The sequence below is a fragment of the Sporanaerobacter acetigenes DSM 13106 genome (assembly GCF_900130025.1).
Lineage (GTDB): Bacteria > Bacillota > Clostridia > Tissierellales > Sporanaerobacteraceae > Sporanaerobacter > Sporanaerobacter acetigenes.
The window spans coordinates 23128-40320 of sequence record NZ_FQXR01000007.1 but is presented as its reverse complement, the minus strand read 5'-3'; the positions used below and the strand labels follow the sequence as shown (position 1 = coordinate 40320).

The 17193-nt window shown below is 30.0% G+C and carries 15 protein-coding genes; all 15 read right to left on the bottom strand.

Going from position 1 to position 17193, the window contains the following annotated elements; translation table 11 throughout:
• Positions 1-68: 68 nt before the first annotated feature.
• The 15 genes from dapG to BUA21_RS08310 all read right to left on the bottom strand — a co-directional run bounded on the left by dapG (position 69) and on the right by BUA21_RS08310 (position 17133).
• A complete protein-coding gene (gene dapG, locus BUA21_RS08380; protein WP_072744374.1) occupies positions 69-1283 on the bottom strand; it encodes an aspartate kinase in 1215 nt (404 codons plus the stop codon).
• 78 nt (positions 1284-1361) lie between these two features.
• Positions 1362-1604 (bottom strand): YlmC/YmxH family sporulation protein, encoded by a 243-nt coding sequence (locus BUA21_RS08375; protein ID WP_072744373.1) that lies wholly within the window; start codon positions 1602-1604, stop codon positions 1362-1364.
• Between the two features lie 15 nt (positions 1605-1619).
• The gene (dut, locus tag BUA21_RS08370; protein ID WP_072744372.1) at positions 1620-2051 is read right to left on the bottom strand and encodes a dUTP diphosphatase; all 432 of its coding nucleotides are present in this window, start codon (positions 2049-2051) and stop codon (positions 1620-1622) included.
• 57 nt (positions 2052-2108) lie between these two features.
• Entirely contained in the window at positions 2109-2846 is a 738-nt protein-coding gene (locus tag BUA21_RS08365; protein ID WP_072744371.1) for a polysaccharide deacetylase family protein, read from the bottom strand.
• Positions 2847-2975: 129 nt separating this feature from the next.
• Entirely contained in the window at positions 2976-5084 is a 2109-nt protein-coding gene (locus BUA21_RS08360; protein ID WP_072744370.1) for a polyribonucleotide nucleotidyltransferase, read from the bottom strand.
• Positions 5085-5209: 125 nt separating this feature from the next.
• Positions 5210-5479: a 30S ribosomal protein S15 gene (gene rpsO, locus BUA21_RS08355; RefSeq protein ID WP_072744369.1), complete on the bottom strand. Its 270-nt coding sequence runs from the start codon at positions 5477-5479 to the stop codon at positions 5210-5212.
• A gap of 134 nt (positions 5480-5613) precedes the next feature.
• Positions 5614-6525 carry a bifunctional riboflavin kinase/FAD synthetase gene (locus tag BUA21_RS08350; RefSeq protein WP_072744368.1) on the bottom strand — a complete coding sequence of 304 codons (912 nt, stop codon included), beginning with the start codon at positions 6523-6525 and terminating at the stop codon, positions 5614-5616.
• Positions 6526-6536: 11 nt separating this feature from the next.
• Positions 6537-7436, bottom strand: coding sequence for a tRNA pseudouridine(55) synthase TruB (gene truB, locus BUA21_RS08345; protein ID WP_072744367.1), 900 nt, complete (start codon positions 7434-7436; stop codon positions 6537-6539).
• Between the two features lie 4 nt (positions 7437-7440).
• A complete protein-coding gene (locus BUA21_RS08340; RefSeq protein ID WP_072744366.1) occupies positions 7441-8415 on the bottom strand; it encodes a DHH family phosphoesterase in 975 nt (324 codons plus the stop codon).
• Entirely contained in the window at positions 8408-8785 is a 378-nt protein-coding gene (rbfA, locus tag BUA21_RS08335; protein WP_072744365.1) for a 30S ribosome-binding factor RbfA, read from the bottom strand. Before rbfA ends, BUA21_RS08340 begins: the two co-directional genes overlap by 8 nt.
• A gap of 14 nt (positions 8786-8799) precedes the next feature.
• Positions 8800-10824 carry a translation initiation factor IF-2 gene (infB, locus tag BUA21_RS08330; protein WP_200796537.1) on the bottom strand — a complete coding sequence of 675 codons (2025 nt, stop codon included), beginning with the start codon at positions 10822-10824 and terminating at the stop codon, positions 8800-8802.
• A 43-nt stretch (positions 10825-10867) separates the two neighbouring features.
• Complete coding sequence (rnpM, locus tag BUA21_RS08325; RefSeq protein WP_072744363.1) at positions 10868-11143, bottom strand: RNase P modulator RnpM; 276 nt, start codon at positions 11141-11143, stop codon at positions 10868-10870.
• Between the two features lie 17 nt (positions 11144-11160).
• Positions 11161-12204: a transcription termination factor NusA gene (gene nusA, locus BUA21_RS08320; protein WP_072744362.1), complete on the bottom strand. Its 1044-nt coding sequence runs from the start codon at positions 12202-12204 to the stop codon at positions 11161-11163.
• A 17-nt stretch (positions 12205-12221) separates the two neighbouring features.
• Positions 12222-12686, bottom strand: a complete 465-nt coding sequence (gene rimP / locus BUA21_RS08315) for a ribosome maturation factor RimP (protein ID WP_072744361.1) — start codon at positions 12684-12686, stop codon at positions 12222-12224.
• A 160-nt stretch (positions 12687-12846) separates the two neighbouring features.
• Positions 12847-17133 carry a PolC-type DNA polymerase III gene (locus tag BUA21_RS08310; protein ID WP_072744360.1) on the bottom strand — a complete coding sequence of 1429 codons (4287 nt, stop codon included), beginning with the start codon at positions 17131-17133 and terminating at the stop codon, positions 12847-12849.
• Positions 17134-17193: the final 60 nt, after the last annotated feature.

Here is a 17193-nt window from a genome sequence, read left to right as displayed (position 1 = left end):
TTTAGTTTTTACTTTTTATATAATAATATGCTAAATATAATAGACCAAATCATAAAAGATGATCTGGCCTATTCATATAATTTAAATTCATTATGGAGGGCTTTTATTGCCTTATCTGTATTTTTTTCATCAATTAAACACCAAATAGTATTATGAGAGTCAGCAGATTGTAAAATTCGTATTCCTTCTCTAGATAAAGTTTTTGTGATTCTAGCCATGACTCCTGGCATTCCATGCATTTTATAGCCTGTAGCACTTATTTTACAGCAGTTATCAATTATCTTATATTTGTAATTACCTTTTTTTAATATGTTTTCTAGAATGGTTAAGTCTTCCTTATCAATAGTAAATATTTTTTTGTCAACAAAAAAATTTATTAAATCAATGCTTATATTGTTTTTTGTTATTCCTTCCATCAAATTTTCTGTATTATCATTTTCACTATCAACATCAATAATGACTTGTACCCTTCTTTTTTTGTAAGTTATTGCTGTTAGAATTTTTTGATTTTGTATATCTTTCATATCTTTAGATGGTATTGTTTGAGTATTTTTTATTGTAGTACCTTCACTTTTAGTAAAAGTATTTTTAATTTTTATGGGTATATTGTACTTTTGAGCAATTTCTACAGCTTTAGGATGTATAACTTTTGCTCCATCTTCTGCTAATTGATAAACTTCAGAATAGCACATACTATCTAACAATTTTGCATTTGGTACAATACTTGGATCTGCAGTCATTATTCCATCTACATCAGTATATATTTCTACACATTGACTTTTTAAAGCTTTTCCTAATGCAACAGCAGTGATATCGCTACCACCTCTGCCTAAGGTAGTAATGTCACCCTCCCTATTAGCTCCTTGGAATCCAGCCACTATAACAATATAATCTTTTCCCAAACTATTAGCTATATTTATAGGATCTATATCTATGATATCTGCACAACCAAAATTGTCATTGGTTTTTATACCGGCCTGATATCCTGTGTATACGATAGATTTATAACCTTCTTCATTTAATAAATTTGACAATACAACTGCAGAGATAATTTCGCCACAAGATAAAAGAAGATCTAATTCTCTAGGCGACAGAGTGGATTTGTTTATTAATTCAATTAATGAATCTGTAGAATAAGGGCTTTCCTTTCTTCCCATAGCTGAAACTACTACAACTACTTTAAAACCTGAATTTTTTTTATCAAGTATTTTTTTCATTACCATTTCTCTACTGCTTTTTGAGGCAACTGATGTACCTCCAAATTTTTGAACTATTGTCCTCATCGTATTTTATCACCTCTAGAAATTTATCGTTTAGTTTATAATATGGGTATTTAAGATTATTTGTGATTGAATTAATAATTAGTAATCTTCAAATTCAACTATTATCATATCGTTTCCTATTTTTCGTATGGAGTTCCAAGGTATTTCTATTTCTTCCTTTTCCCCAAATAATTTGAATTGTACCTTTGGGTCAGGAACTAATAGAGAAATTATTTTCCCTGTCTTTTCATCAATAATAATATCTGAATCAGCAATTATCCCTAATCTTCCTCCATCGTTTAGATTGACAATTTCTTTGCCACCTAATTCGCTTAGTTTCACATAAATTCCCCCTTCTTATATTCCTGTATGTCCAAAACCCCCACTGCCTCTTTTAGTTTCATCTAATTTATTTACCTCTATTAAAGTAACTTTTTCATATTTTATAAAAACCATTTGAGCAATTCTATCTCCACTATTTATAATGAAGTCCTCTTGACCCAAATTTATAAGTATGATTTTTATTTCACCTCTGTAGTCACTATCTATAGTTCCTATGCCATTCGCCAAAGTTATACCATACTTTAAAGCTAAACCACTTCTAGCTCTGATTTGTGCTTCATAACCTGTAGGGATTGATATATGTATACCCGTAGGAATCAAGATTCTTTCTAATGGTTTTAAGAGCATAGATTCATCTATATTGGCATATAGATCTATTCCTGCTGAACCTTCTGTTAAATAATTTGGTAGTGGAAAAGGACTCTTGTTTACTATTTCTAATTTCATATTTATCACCTCAGTAAAAATATACTTCTACATACTTACTCGTAAAAAAAGGCTTCCTTAGTTTTCGATGCTTCCATTGGAAGCCTTTTTTATTATATCACTAACTCTTCCAATAGTGTATCCTTCTTCTTTTAATGATTTTATAATTACAGGCAATGCTCTTACAGTGTTTTCGGTTGGATGCATAAGTACTATACCAGAATTGTTTGCTTTTGTTAATACTCTGCTGATTATTTTTTCACTCGTACTATCTTCTCTCCAGTCTATAGTATCAATACTCCACATAATTATATCATAATTTAAATCTCTAGCAGCTCTAATTGTATTGTCATTATAAGATCCTGAGGGAGGTGCGAAATATTTACATTTAATTCCCAATATATTATTTATAGACTCATCGCATTTTTCAATTTCATTTTTGTTAATCTCGTAGCTTAATTTTCCATATTCTTTATGGTAGTAGCCGTGATTCCCTATTTCATGTCCGTGACTATATATTTCTTTCAATAGATCTTTGTTGTCATCTGCCCATCTACCAGTTATAAAAAAAGTTATTTTAATTTCTTCATTCTCAAAAATTTCTAACATTTGCGGTATATATTCGTTTCCCCAATCTACATTACAAGTAAAAGCAATTATTTTTTCATTTGTATTTCCCTCATAAAATATATCTCTTTTAAATGTTTTTTTAGCTTTATTTAGATAGATGCTATACATAATTAGTACTAGTATTACTATTATTAGAATAGTAACGAAAACATACATATTCTTTTTTTTGATGTATAAAATTTTCATTTTAATCCCTCCTTTGTATAATATATTAGAGAGTTTTTGAAAATATTTTAGTTTATCTTATCATTTATGATAAGATTTATTATGATAACATGTATTAAAAAAACATGAACCAGTTTTAGGTTCATGCCCTTATTTTATGTTATGTTCATCTTTGCTTTCTTCTTGAGGTAAGGCATCTTTTCTAGATAAATTTATCCTTCCTTGATTGTCAATTTCTATTACTTTGACAAGTATTTCATCGCCTACAGATAGTACATCTTCAACTTTGTTTATTCTTTCTTTTGCTATATTTGAAATATGAACTAATCCTTCTTTACCATTTAAAATTTCAACAAATGCACCAAATGGCACAATTCGATTTACTTTTCCTAAATATATTTCTCCAACTTCCACATCTTTAACTATTTTATTTATTATATCTATAGCCTTATTTCCCATTTCAACATCAACTGCAGCTATCGTTATCTTGCCATTTTCATCTATATCTATTTTTACTCCTGTTTCATCAATTATTTTATTTATCATTTTCCCACCAGGACCTATTATATCTCTTATTTTTTCAGTATCTACTTGCATAGTAAATATTCTAGGAGCAAATGGTGATAATTCTTTTTTAGGCTCAGAAATAACTTCTAGCATTTTATTCAATATGAATAACCTTCCTATTCTTGCTCTTTCTAATGCTTCTTTTAATATTGGTCTATCAATACCTGCAATTTTTATATCCATTTGAATAGCAGTTATACCTTTTTCTGTCCCAGCTACTTTAAAATCCATATCTCCTAAAAAGTCTTCCATACCTTGTATGTCTGTTAAAATAACTACTTTATCTTCGGATTTCATAAGCCCCATTGCTATACCTGCTACAGGAGCTTTTATCGGTACTCCCGCATCCAATAATGCTAAAGTACTGCCACAAACACTAGCTTGCGAAGTAGAACCATTAGAACTTAATACCTCGGAAACTAATCTTATAGTATATGGAAATTTATCTTCTGATGGTATAACAGGCTCTAATGCTCTTTCTGCTAATGCTCCATGTCCTATTTCTCTTCTTCCAGGACCTCTCAATACTCTTGTTTCTCCTACACTATATGGTGGAAAATTATAATGATGCATATATCTCTTTGATTCATCATCACCTATTCCATCAATTATTTGTACATCACTAGAAGCACCTAATGTAGCAATAGTTAAAACTTGAGTTTGGCCTCTTGTAAAAAGACCTGAGCCATGAGTTCTAGGAAGTAATCCTACATCACAGGTAATTGGACGTATTTCATCGATCTTTCTATTGTCTGGCCTTACACCTTCTTCCAATATAAGTCGTCTTACCTCTTCTTTAGTGATATCATATATAACTTCTTCTATATCTTTTTCACTTTCTGGATATTTTTCTAAAAAGCAATCATATACTTCTTGACGAACTATATCCATATTTTCGTCTCTTTCTTGTTTATCCTTAGTTTGAATGGCATTAATGATTTTTTCTGTAGCAAATTCTCTTACTTCTTCTTCTATCTGACTATCTGGCTCAAAAATTTGATAATCTTGTTTTTCTTTGCCTATCTCATTCCTTATTTTCTCAATAAAATCACAAATTCCCTTGATTTGATCATGAGCAAACATTATTGCCTCTAACATTGTATCTTCAGGAACTTCATCTGCTCCGGCTTCTACCATCATAACTGCTTCTTTGGTTCCAGATACAACCAAGTGCAACTTTGATTTATCTCTTTCTTCACTAGTAGGATTTATAATAAATTCTCCATTAGCTAATCCTACTGATACTGAACCTGTAGGTCCAAAAAATGGTATGTCAGAAATAGTTAATGCAATTGAAGAACCTATCATAGCAACAATATCAGGAGTACAATCTTGATCAACAGATAAAACCGTTGCAACAACTTGTACATCATTTCTATAACCTTTTGGAAATAAAGGCCTTATAGGTCTGTCTATTAGTCTTGAAGTTAATATAGCCTTTTCGCTAGGCTTTCCTTCCCTTTTTATAAAACCACCTGGTATTTTGCCAACAGAATAGAGTCTTTCCTCAAAATCAACACTTAATGGGAAAAAATCAATGCCTTCTCTTGGCTCTTTTGAAGCAGTAGCTGTAACTAATACAACAGTGTCCCCATATCTAACTAGACAAGCTCCACCAGCTTGTTCAGCAACTTTGCCAGTAGTTACTGTTAACTTTCTACTAGCTATTTCATATTCAAAAACCCTTTCCATACTTTACCTCCTTTTTCTTTAATGCATAATTGTGCTCTTATATATTATAACCTTATTTATTATAATAACACTTTTTAAATTTTAAGTCTAAATAAATCAATAGAGCGGGTGTATCCCGCTCTAGTTTATCCTCTTATACCTAGCTTTTGAATAAGACTACGATATCTTTCAATATCAGTCTTTTGTAGATAATTTAAAAGACCTCTTCTTTGACCAACCATTTTCAATAAGCCTCTTCTTGAATGGTGATCTTTTTTATGAGTCTTTAAATGCTCATTTAATGAATTAATTCTATAAGTAAGCATAGCAATTTGCACTTCTGGTGAACCTGTATCACCTTCATGTAATCCATACTCTCTTATTATTTCTTCCTTTTGCTCTTTATTTAAAGCCATATAAATAACACCTCCTCATTTATTTGTTTTCGCCCTTAGCTAAGTATAACGCCGAGGATGCGCTAAACTTTGCTAAAGGTAATTTGAAACTAGTTTTATTCTATCATATATATGATAAATTGTAAACACTATCACTACATTTTTACAGCTTTGATATCATTTTTTACTTGAACCATAAGTTCGCCTTTAGTATTAAATTTTATCTCTTCTCTAATAAAATCTAAATATTTAATACTAATTTTTTCACCATATATATTTTCATTAAAATCTAATATATGAGTTTCAATATGAATTTTAGCTTCATCAAATGTAGGATTTGTTCCAACGTTCGTCAAACTTAAGTATTCCTTGTTATTCACCACTGTTTTAGTTTTATAAACTCCAAATTTTGGTATCAAATAATTATATTCAATACTTAAATTTGCTGTAGGAAATCCCATGCTTTTACCTCTTTTTTCCCCACTAATTACTTTTCCATTCATAGTAAAAGGTCTACCTAATAACTCACTTGCTTCTTTGACTTTTCCCTTTTTTAATAAATCTCTTATTAGAGTACTACTCACTATATTGTCACCGCTATATACAGGACCAATAATTATAACTTCAAATCCATAATTTTTCCCCAATTGCTTTAAAACTTCACTATCTCCTGTAGCTTTATAACCAAATTTATAATCAAATCCAACAACTACTAATTTTGCATTTAATCTATCTATCAATATTTTCTTTACAAATTCTTCTGGACTCAACTTCATAATTTCAGCATTAAAATCCATTGAATATATAAGTTCTAAACCTAAAGATTCAAGTAATTCAGTTTTTTGCTCATTTGTCGTAAGTATTTCAGGTGCTTTTACATTATTTAAGACAGTTTTAGTATGATTGTTAAAAAGCAAAACAGAACTTTTCAGTTTTTTTATTCTACTTTCTTTTATCATAGTTTCAATTAGCTTTTGATGTCCTATATGTAAACCATCAAAATTTCCTAAGGCAACAGCTGTTTTAGCATTTATTGTGTTGTTTTTTTCATATTTGATAATTTTCATTTTTATCACCTTTATAAAAAAACTTTATTCATTTTTAAAAATATTTTACTATCTTTATTTACAAATTTTCCTATGCCTATGAAGATATCTCCGCAATAAATTCTCAAGTTTTTACCTACAACCACATTGCCTTTAAAATTCAACCTATCGAGATCTATAAGCATACCATTAGACAATTGTTTAAAGTAGTTCTTATCTACAAAAATGCTTTCAAAATTAGATAATGCATAATCAATAGGAATTAAAATATCTTGAATATTTCCACTATCAAATTTGTTTTTTATCGTTTCTAAACTAACAGCAGTATCTATTTTAAAAGGATACACACTAGTTCTTATTAAAAAAGACATATATCCATAAGTACCTAAATATTCACCTATATCATTGCACAGTGTTCTAATATAGGTGCCTCTTGAGCATTCTACATTAAATAAAATTTTTTTATTATCAATTATTTTAAGTATTTCTAAATCATAAATATATACTTTTCTTTTTTCCCTCTCAACCTCAATACCCTCTCTAGCTAATTCATATAATCTTTTTCCATCATGTCTTATAGCAGAATACATAGGTGGAATTTGATAAATCTCACCTTTGAAAGAATCAAATGCTTCTAAAATTTCATTTTGTGTAACTTCTTTTTCTGAACGCTTTAATATATTTCCTTCTTCATCTTGAGTGTCAGTACTAAAACCCAGAGTAATTTCAGCAGTATATTTTTTATTGGAATACAATAAATACTCGCTGACTCTTGTGGCCTTTCCAATACAAATTGGCAATACGCCACTTGCATTAGGATCAAGCGTACCAGTATGTCCAACTTTTTTGACATTTAAAATTTTCTTTACTCTTCTTACAACATCATTAGAAGTCAATCCTCTAGGCTTAAATACATTGATAATACCATTCATTTAATCACCTAATATAATTATAAATTTCTTTTAATATTGATTCTTTTGCATCATAAATACTCTTATTTATAGTGCAACCAGCAGCTTTTTTGTGGCCTCCACCATTGTATTTTGAACATATCTCTGCTACATTTATTTTGCTTTTAGATCTTAAACTTATCTTTATTTCATCATCTTCTACTTCTTTCAATATACAGGCTATTTCTACTCCTTCTATATCTCTAATATAAGACACTATCCCCTCTGCATCTTCCATGTTTGCATTGCATTCTTCTAACATATCTCTAGAAACAGAAACCACTGCTATTTTTCCTTTGCATAACATTTCTAATGTATTGAGAGTTTTTATAAAAAGTTTTGTTCTTGAAAGAGATCTGCTTTGATATATATTAACTATTATTTCATTTAAATCAATACCTTTATTCATTAAATCAGCAGCAATCAAATGAGTAATACTGGTAGTGCTATCATACATAAAACTACCAGTATCAGTACTTATAGCAACATATATACAAGTAGCAATATCTTTATCAATTTCTACACCCATTTCTTTTATAAAATGATAAATTATTTCACCTGTAGCTGCAGCTGATGGGATAACAATATTTACATCACCAAAATTATCATTAGTAATATGATGATCTATATTTATGATTTTTTTTGCTCTTAAAGCTAGTTCTTTCCCTATTCCCAGTCTTTCTATATCTCCATTGTCTAAAGATATAAATAAATCGATAGTTTCTACAGCATTCTGTTCTTTGATCATATCAATGTTAGGTAAAAATAAAAAATCTTTTGGTATTTCATCTACTTTTAGTATACTTACATCTTTATTTAATTTTTTAATTGCCATTCCAAGAGCTAATAATGAACCTATATTGTCTCCATCGGGCTGCACATGACTACATAAATAAATAGTTTTGCTACTTTTAATCATTTCTATGCTTTTGTCCATAAGTAATTTAATTTCACTATTCATCAGTACCCCTTCTTTTTTTCTCATCTTCTTCATTCACTTTTTCTATCAATTTAGAAATATATATACTATGCTCAATTGAATCATCTACATGAAAAATTGGCTCAGGTACATATCGTAAATCTATTCTATCCCCTATTTCTTTTCTAATAAACCCTTTGGAATTTTCTAAACCTTCTAAAGTACTTTTCTTTTCTATTTCTTCTCCCAAAACACTAACATAAATCTTTGCATACCTCAAATCTCTAGTTACTTCAACATGAGTTACACTTGTCATAGGTGAAATTCTAGGATCCTTAAGTTTATTTGTTATTACATCTGATACAACTTTTTTAACTTCTTCGGAAATTCTATTGATTCTCTTGTTATCCATATTCCAATACACCTCTACCTTTCAACTTCTTTTAAAATATACGCTTCTATTATATCCCCTTCTTTTACATCATTATAATTTTCAAGACCTAATCCACCTTCATAACCTGATTGCACTTCTTTAACATCATCTTTAAATCTCTTCAATGAAGAAACATTTCCTTCAAATATCACCACATCATTTCTCAACAATCTGGTTTTGCAATTTCTGGTTAATTTACCTTGCAAAACATATATACCAGCAATCATACCTATGCTAGGAACTTTAAATGTAGCTCTCACTTCTGCTCTTCCTATAACTTCTTCCACTATAGTTGGTTCTAGCATACCTTTTATGGCAGATTGTATATCTTCTATAGCCTCATATATTATCCTATAAGTTCTTATATCTACATTTTCTCTTTTTGCTATATCCATAGCATTTAGGGTTGGTCTTACATTAAATCCGATAATAATCGCATTTGAAGCTGAAGCTAACATTACATCACTTTCAGTAATTCCACCTACACCACCATGAATGATATTGACTTTAACTTCTTCATTTTCCAATTTAATGAGTGACTGCTTGATTGCCTCAATAGAACCTCTTACATCTGCTTTTATAATAACATTTAAATCTTTTACTTCTCCTGCTTGAATTTGATCAAATAAATCATCTAGTGATACTTTTTGATTGACCTTCAACTGTTCTTCTCTTCTCTTTTGTTTTATTGCTTCAGCATAAATTCTAGCAGTTTTTTCATCTTCAACAGAATACAAATACTCTCCTGCTTCTGGAACTTCAGATAAGCCTAATATCATAACTGGAATTGATGGAGTAGCTTTTTTGACTCTTTTCCCTTTATCATCCAACATGGCACGCACTCTACCATAAGCGCTTCCTGATACTACATTATCGCCTACATTTAAAGTTCCCTTTTGCATTAATACAGAAGCTAGTGGTCCTTTACCCTTATCAAGTTGCGCTTCAATTATTATACCAACAGCTCTTCTATCTGGATTAGCTTTTAGCTCTTGCATTTCAGCAACTAACAATATCATTTCTAATAATTCATCAATTCCTTCTCCGTTTCGAGCTGAAACAGGAACACATATAGTGTCGCCGCCCCAATCCTCTGGAACTAATCCTTGTTCCACCAATTCTTGCTTTATTCTATCTGGATTAGCTGTAGGTTTATCCATTTTGTTTATGGCTACAATAATTGGCACTCCAGCAGCTTTAGCGTGATTTATAGCCTCTATTGTTTGAGGCATAACTCCATCATCAGCTGCTACTACTAAAATAGCTAAATCGGTAACCTGAGCTCCTCTTGCCCTCATAGCAGTAAAAGCTTCGTGCCCTGGAGTGTCCAAAAAAACAATTTTCTTATTTTTTATATTTACAGTTGAAGCACCTATGTGTTGAGTAATTCCACCAGCTTCACTTCTAGTTACCTGAGTCTTTCTTATCGCATCTAGCAATGAAGTTTTACCATGATCTACGTGTCCCATTACTGTAACAACTGGTGGCCTTGGTTTTAAGGATTCTTTAGCATCTTCAAAATCAAGCTCAAATTGATCAACATTTTCAATAGTTTCTGATTCTTTAACTGTAAAGCCAAACTCTTCACCAATAATACTAGCTGTATCAAAATCTATTTCTTGATTTTGATTAACCATAACACCCAAAGAAATCAGCTTAGTAATTATTTGACTTGATGTTATTGACATTTTATCAGCTAACTCTCTAACTATTACTGTATCTCCTATTTCAATTATATTTTCATTACTTTCAGTATCTTCAATAATTTCTTTTGTTTGCAAATTTTTTTCTTCAGTTTTTATTGAATTGTTATCTTTTTTCTTTGTCCCTTTTTTTTCGATAGCTTTTTTATCTTTATTTTCTTCTTCTATAAGCTCCATAATAAGTTCTGCTTCTTCATCTTCAATTGTACTCATGTGACTGTTTATTTCTAAGTTTAAATCAGATATTTTTTCTATTAATTCCTTACTAGTCATACCTAATTCTTTTGCTAACTCATAAACTCTAATTCTAGTCAAACGATACACCCCCAATATAATTTACAGGTGACTTCATAATAAATTATTCTTGTTTATCGCAAGAAATAATTTTAAAAAGTTCATCATATACTTTGCTTGGTATCTCACATTCCAAAACTTTGCCAAGCTTCTTTGTTTTTTTTACCGTATTCAAACAATTTAAATTGGCACAAATATATGCTCCTCTTCCATTTACTTTACCTGTCAAATCCACTTCTATATCACTATCACTTTTTCTTACTACTCTTAATAATTCTTTCTTTGGCTTGTTTTCTCCACAAGCAATACATTTTCTTAGAGGTATTTTCTTCTTTTTCATAAAAATCACCCCCATTATTATTTTCCTTCACCATATTGGCTTTCACTTTTTATATCTATTTTCCAATTAGTTAATTTGGCCGAAAGTCTTGCATTCTGACCTTCTTTTCCTATAGCTAAAGATAATTGATAATCTGGCACAACTACTAGAGCAGATTTTTCTTTTTCATTTACCTCAACTTTTACAACTTTTGAAGGGCTCAAACTATTAGCTATAAACTCTTCTATGTTTTTACTCCATATAACTATATCTATTTTTTCTCCATTTAGTTCATCAACTATAGCTTTCACTCTACTACCTTTAAAACCTACACACGCACCTACTGGATCAACATTTTTGTCTTTTGAATATACTGCAATTTTTGTTCTAGAACCTGCTTCCCTAGAAATTGCATAAATATCTACTATTCCCTCTTGTATTTCCGGAACTTCTAATTCAAAAAGTCTTCTGACTAATCCAGGATGAGATCTAGAAAGGATTATTTGAGGCCCTTTGGTAGTTTTCTTAACTTCGACAATATAAACTTTTATTCTATCACCTTGCTGATATTTTTCTCCCTCTATTTGTTCTGATGGTGGTAAAACCCCCTCAGTTTTCCCTAGGTCCACATAAATAATATCCTTACTTATCCTCTGTATTTGGCCAGTTACTATTTCATTTTCCCTATCAACAAACTCTTCAAATATAACTTCTCTTTCTGCTTCCTTTATCTTTTGCATTACTACTTGCTTTGCTGTTTGAGCTGCAATTCTACCAAAATCTTTAGGAGTAACTTCCACTTTAACTATATCATCTATTTCATATTTAGTATCAATTTTCTTTGCTTCTTCTAAACTGATTTCTAACAACTCATCCTCTACTTGTTCAACTACATTTTTTGCTGCATAAACTTTTACATCTCCTGTGATTTTGTGTATTTCAACCTCTACATTTTGTGATGAACCAAAATTTTTTTTATAACCTGATATAAGTGCTGCTTCCAATGCCTCAAATATTATATCTTTAGAAATTCCTTTATCTTTTTCTATTTCTTCAAGAGCCTCTATAAATTCGGCCTTCATTTTTCTCAAAACCTCCCTTAAAATCTAATTGCTAGATTAATCTTAGCTATATTCTTTCTAGACAATTCCACTTCATTGTTCTCATCATCCAATATAACAATACAGTCATTATTAAAAGATAAAAATTTACCCATATATAATTTCTTCCCATTAATACCTTGATATAATTTTATTTCTATATCTTCTCCTAGGTTTCTATTTAAATCTTTGTTTGTCTTTAGGGGCCTATCAAGTCCTGGTGAGGATACTTCTAAATAATAGCTAACATCTATGGGATCAATCTCATCTAATTTATCACTTATAATTTCACTTGCCTTTTGACAATCATCTATTGTTATTCCACCTGGTTTATCAATAAATATCCTCAAATAATTATTGGGACCTTCTTTCACAAATTCTATATCCACAATCTCAAATCCTAGTTCTCCCATGATAGGAATACTTAATTCCTCAACAATTTTTACTATATCTCTTTTTTTCACAAAATCACCTCCACCTCTAAACCCTATTTTCCTCTTAAATATTGGTATTTATACCTTCTCATGAAATAAAGTAAAGAGTGGGTCTGCCCACTCTTTATCCTATAGTGCTAAAACTTATCAGTTCTTGTCAACATTATTATAGCATTTATCGGCGAAAAAATCAAATATTAAATAGACTAAGTTGATTTGTATCAGGTATATCATCAAGACAGCCATGATTTTTTAACACTTCAACAACAGGCTTACTGACTTTAGTTCTATTCATAAGGTCCTCAGCAGAAATAAACTTACCTTTTTCCCTCTGTTCTATAATATTTCTAGCAGCAGTTTCACCCATACCCTGTAAAGATTTTAAAGGTGGTATAATTCCCTCTTCACCAATAATAAATTTATCACTATCCGATTTATATAAATCTACTTTTTCAAATTTAAATCCCCTACAATACATTTCTAATACTACTTCTAATACTGTCAAAAGATTTTTTTCCTTAGCAGTTTTATCTGAAGATGCAGATTCTAACTCCGCAATCTTACTTTTTACAGTTTCTTTACCTTTAAGTATAAGTTCAGCATCAAAATCACTTGCTTTAGTTGTAAAATATGTTGCATAAAAAGCTTCAGGATAATGAACTTTAAAATAAGCAATCCTATAAGACATCATTACATAGGCTACAGCATGAGCTTTAGGAAACATATATTTTATTTTCTTGCAAGAACCTATATACCATTCAGGAATACCTTTATCTCTCATATAATTTTCATCTTCTTCAGGTAATCCCTTGCCCTTTCTAACTTTTTCCATTATTTTAAAGGATCTTTTTTTATCAAGATCTTCATGAATAAGAAATAGCATGATATCATCTCTTGTAGAAATTACATTGCTCAATTTTGCAGTTCCATTTTTTATTAAATCTTGAGCATTATTTAGCCAGACATCGGTACCATGAGAAAGGCCACTAATTCTCACTAGTTCTGCAAAAGTTGAAGGTTTAGTATCCATAAGCATTTGTCTTACAAATTTTGTACCAAATTCAGGAATACCTAATGTACCTACTTCTGAATTTATATCCTCACTAGTAACTCCTAGTGGTTCAGTGCTAGTAAATAACTTCATCGTTTCAGAATCGTCTAACGGAATCCCTTGTGGATCAACACCAGTTATATCTTCAAGCATTCTAATAATAGATGGAACATCATGTCCTAGTATATCGAGCTTCAATATCCTACCACTAATTGAGTGATAGTCAAAATGAGTAGTTATAACACCCGATTTTTTATCATCTGCTGGATATTGAATAGGGGTAAAATCATGAATATTTTTATACTTTGGTACTATCATTACACCCCCTGGATGTTGTCCTGAAGTTCTCTTTATACCAGTGAGTCCTTTAACCAGTCTATTAATTTCTGCTGGATGCACAGATATGTTTTTTTCATCAAAGTATTTTTTTATAAATCCATAGGCTGTTTTTTCTGCTATAGTTCCAATTGTTCCTGCTCTAAATACATATCCTTTTCCAAACAACTCTTCAGTATATTTATGCGCTACTGGTTGATACTCTCCTGCAAAGTTTAAATCTATATCTGGTTCTTTATCTCCTTCAAATCCAAGAAAAACCTCAAAAGGTATATCATGTCCATCTTTTCTTAATTTTGTACCACATCTAGGACAATTTTTATCAGGTAAATCAACTCCAGATCCTATTGAACCATCTTCTATAAATTCACTATATTTACAATTTGGACATATATAATGAGGAACTAATGGATTTACTTCAGTAATTCCACTCATAGTTGCAACAAAAGATGAACCTACGGAACCCCTTGAGCCTACCAAATACCCATCTTCTAATGATTTCCAAACTAATTTTTGAGCAATTATATATAATACAGCATAACCATTTTTAATAATAGAATTTAATTCTTTATCAAGTCTTTCTTTAACAATCCTTGGAAGTGGATTGCCATATATTTCTATTGCTCTATCATTAGTTATTTGTCTCAATTGTTCCTCTGAACCCTCAATAACGGGAGGAAAAGTACCATCAGGAACAGGAATTATTTTTTCACATAAATTAGCAATATAATTAGTATTATCTATAACAACTTTTCTTGCCTCTTCTTCTCCTAAATAGCTAAATTCTTCTAGCATTTCATCTGTAGTCATGAAATAAAGTGGAGGTTGGTTATCTGCATCTTTAAATCCTTGACCATACATAAGTATTCTTCTATAAATTTCATCTTCTGGATCTAGAAAATGAACATCACCAGTTGCAACAACAGGTTTATTATATTTTTTCCCTATAGATAGAATTTTTCTATTAATATTCCTCAATTCTTCCTCGTTTTTTACCATTCCATCTGCTATTAAATGTTTATTATTTCCTATTGGTTGTATCTCTAAATAATCATAAAAATTAACAATTTCTCTTATTTCATTATAATCCCTATTTTTGAGTAAACCTTTATAAAGTTCGCCAGCTTCACAAGCACTCCCAATTATAAGCCCTTCTCTGTGTTGCACTAAAATTGATTTAGGAATTCTTGGTTTTCGATAAAAATATTTTAAATGAGCATCAGAGACTATTTCATAAAGATTTCTTAATCCTATATAGTTCTTAACCAATATTATTACATGATACGTTTCTTCCTTATATCCATTTTTGTTATTTGCTAATTTTGTATTTACTTCATCTAATTTTTTAATCCCTTTTTCTGATAAAATATTTTTACATTTCAAAAATATATGAGCAGTAGCCTCCGCATCATCTACTGCCCTATGATGATTTTCTAAACTTACGTTTAAATGTTTCGCCACTATATTTAACTTATGACTTTTTAATTCTGGAAATAGATTACGAGTTAGTTCCAAAGTATCTAGTACTGGATTTTCAATATCAATTCCTAATTTAGATAAGTTTTGTCTTATAAACCCCACATCAAAAGAAGCATTATGTGCTACCAATACAGAGCCTTCAATGAAATTGTAAAAACCAGGTAATATATTATCTATTGTTGGCTTATTTCTAACAAGTTCATCAGTTATACCAGTCAAGTCTACTATTTTTTCAGGTATTGGAACTTCTGGATTAATTAATTGACTATATCTATCTATAATTTCTCCATTTTTTATTTTGACAGCTCCAATTTCAGTTATTTTATTGTTTATAGGCGAAAATCCTGTAGTTTCTATATCAAATACAACATACTCTGTATTTAAACTTCTTCCTTTGCAATTAGTGACTATAGACCTTATATCATTTACTAAATATCCTTCTAATCCATATATTACTTTTAAATCATATTTCTTACTTGCTTCCATCCCTTCAGGAAAACTTTGTACCACTCCGTGATCTGTTATAGCTATTGCACTATGTCCCCAGTCTTTAGCTCTTTTAGCCATACGCGAAAAACTAGTTATTCCATCCATAGCACTCATTTGAGTATGTAAATGAAGTTCTACTCTTTTATCAGCAGAATTATCTTTTCTTCCGATCTTTTCTATAGTATTTAGATTCTTCAATATTATTGCAAGACTTCTAGAATAATTGTCATATATTACATCCCCTTCAATTTTTGCAAAAACACCTTCTTTAATATAGAATTCAAACTCTTCTTTATCTTTTTTCTTTATAAATGCTTTTACGGTAATAGAATTTGTATAATCCGTTATATTAAATGTAAAAAGAATCTTCCCGCCTTTTATTTCCCTTGATTCTATTTGAAATAGTTCTCCTTCAACTATAGCAGTACCAGTATTTGAATCTATATTGCATAGCTTCGTTAAATCCCCTTCTATATTTTTTCCATAAATATAATTAGTGTTTTTGTTAAATGCTTCCTTCCCATCTTTAATGTCATTGCTATTTTCATCTATAGCAATATTTTGAGCTAATTCTTTTTCCTCTTCTTCTATTTTTTTTATTAAAAGTTCATCCATATCAACACTATTGGCTACAAAACTTACTGTAACTACTACATTTATTCCTAGTTCTTTTTTTATTTTTTGGCTTATCATTTTTTCAATATTGTTTTTCTTTAAAGCATAAGATATAACTTCACTATCACAAATTAGAATAAAATTAGTACCTTCCATTTTCCATTCTAAGTTTTTTATCCAGCCACTGCTAGACGGAATCTCTTTTTCTATAAAACAAACTAAATTTGCCCAGTATTTATTCATGATAAGATTCAAATCTTTTTCATCAATATCATACAAAATATTCACTTCAATATCCTCAAATTTAGGCAATTTTGTTTTTAATACCTCTTGAAGTTTAATTAATTCTCCTTCATTAACTAAAAATTTTGAAACTAATTGTAACGATAAACTTCTTACATTTGAATCCAAAAATACATCTCTTATATATACATTTTGTAACTCACTTAAATCTAATCTAATTTCTTTTTTATTAAGCAAATCTACTAATTTTGTCTCTTTCACCATTTGTTAAAATTTCTACCCCCTTTATACTTATTGGGATATCTCAATAGCATTATCAACTTT